2 protein-coding genes are annotated in these 1,162 nt (G+C 72.3%); both read right to left on the bottom strand.

What is annotated here, in order from left to right; translation table 11 throughout:
- The coding region (locus ABZV93_RS28820; protein ID WP_354942105.1) for a chaperone modulator CbpM at nucleotides 1-320 on the bottom strand (320 nt) is incomplete at its 3' end.
- Nucleotides 320-1,162, bottom strand: an 843-nt coding sequence (locus ABZV93_RS28815; RefSeq protein WP_354942103.1) for a J domain-containing protein, incomplete at its 5' end; no start/stop codon positions are given. The genes ABZV93_RS28820 and ABZV93_RS28815, both read right to left, overlap by 1 nt.

The raw sequence follows: 1,162 nt of genomic DNA, 5'->3' as shown, positions 1-1,162 counted from the left end.
CGCAAACCAGCCGCACGCTCGGCCGCCTCCAGTTCAGCGATCCGATCCAACAAATCCAGCACCACCCCGATCCCGGCATAGTTCAAACAAAACCCAGCCCGCAACCGCTCGATCCGCGCCGCACGCCCCACCTGCCCAGGCGCGAAATGCAACCGCCCCGACGGATCCGCATCCGCATCCAGCAAACCCAGCACCACCAACCGGCGCACATGCTCTGGATGCTGACCCACCCGGGCGGCGAACTCCTCCAACCCCAGATGCCCCTGCCGGCCAGGACGCTCCCCCCGCCCAACCCGCACCCACACCAACGCATACGACATCAGCGCCTCCCCACCCCCGCACCAGACGACCCGCCAGACCGGCCAGACGACCCGCCAGACCGGCCAGACGACCCGCCAGACCGGCCAGACGACCGCCCAGACGACCGACCAGACGACCCGCCAGACTGGGCAGACGACCGACCAGACGACTGGCCGGACGACTGGCCGGACGTCTGGCCGGACGTCTGGCCGGGCGCGCCGCCACTGGAACGGGCACGCGGGTCGAACCCGGACACCCGGGCCAGTTCCGACCACAGCCGGCGTTCCTCCTCACTCGGGTGCGGCGGCACCATGATCCGGACCTGCGCGTAGACGTCCCCCGGCCGCCCGCGCGGGTTCGGCATCCCCCGCCCCCGCAGCCGCAGCGACCGCCCACTGGACGTGCCCGGCGGCACCTTGACCTTCGCCTCCCCGCCCGGGGTGTCCACCGCGACCGTCGCGCCAAGAGCCGCCTCCCACGCAGCAAGCGGCAGATCCAGATAGATGTCGCGGCCCCGCACCCGGTAACGAGGATGCGGAAGGAGCCGGACCACCAGATACAGGTCGCCCGGCGGGGCGCCGTCGGATCCCTGCCCGCCCTGACCGGCCAGCCGGATCCGCTGCCCGTCGGTCACACCGGGCGGAACGTTCACGTCGTACTGGCGGGTGCCACCCGGCCCGGACAACGTCACCGACCGGGGCCCACCCCGATAGGCCTCCTCCACACTCAGCGGGAGCTCGGCCTCCTGATCCGCACCCGGGATCGGGCCGAAACCCCGACCCCCCCAACCGCCGGCCCGCCCACGCCCGGCACGCCCGCCGAACATGCCGCTCAGCAGATCCTCCAGATCGACCTCCTCCCC

The organism is Actinopolymorpha sp. NPDC004070, assembly GCF_040610475.1.
Taxonomy (GTDB): Bacteria; Actinomycetota; Actinomycetes; order Propionibacteriales; family Actinopolymorphaceae; genus Actinopolymorpha.
The sequence above is the reverse complement of the archived record's forward strand: the minus strand, read 5'-3'. Positions and strand labels throughout refer to the sequence as shown.